Genomic DNA, 582 nt, shown 5'->3' with positions numbered 1-582 from the left:
CTTTAATAATAAAAACACGGGGTGACTAGACTTGCTGGAACATGAATAGCCCCTCTCGACAATTAACCTGTCAAAAGCAAAGCCCCGTTGCCATGTACATAGCAACGTTAGGTTATCAAAATTTCTAACGCTTTGAATTAGGTGATTGTATAAAAACCAGCCCGATTGTTCCGTGGCTTGGCGGCAAACGTCGACTTGTGTCGCAACTTATTAAAAAACTACCAGAACATCAATGTTATGTTGAACTTTTCGCAGGCGGTGCTGCCCTATTCTTTATGCGTGAAGAAGGTTCAAGAGTTGAGGTGATCAATGATATTAATGGTGATCTCGTCAATTTATATCGTGTTGTTCAAAATCATTTAGAAGAATTTATTCGGTAATTTAAATGGGCGCTTGTTAGTCGACAAATGTTTGAGTGGCTAAAAAAATACGATTAGCACTAACAGATATACCTAGCCATACAACTACAAACTGCTCAGCGATAACATTGCTTTCAGTTAGTCTCAATACTCCAATGTACATGCTATGTGTAAGGTTCATTAGGTGAGTGTACTCATCTATAGCTATCAATATTCTTCTTAT

General features: G+C 38.0%; 1 protein-coding gene and 1 pseudogene. One reads left to right on the top strand and one right to left on the bottom strand.

From position 1 onward, the window contains the following. Positions 1-149: 149 nt before the first annotated feature. Positions 150-377, top strand: a pseudogene (locus tag NL42_RS19370) (DNA adenine methylase); the annotation flags it as partial. A gap of 19 nt (positions 378-396) precedes the next feature. On the opposite strand, the gene NL42_RS19365 reads toward NL42_RS19370, so the two are convergent. Next, the coding region (locus NL42_RS19365) for a hypothetical protein (protein WP_461313985.1) at positions 397-582 on the bottom strand (186 nt) is incomplete at its 5' end.

The organism is Acinetobacter sp. GN11 (genome assembly GCF_054823985.1).
This window is presented reverse-complemented; position numbering and strand designations above follow the sequence as displayed.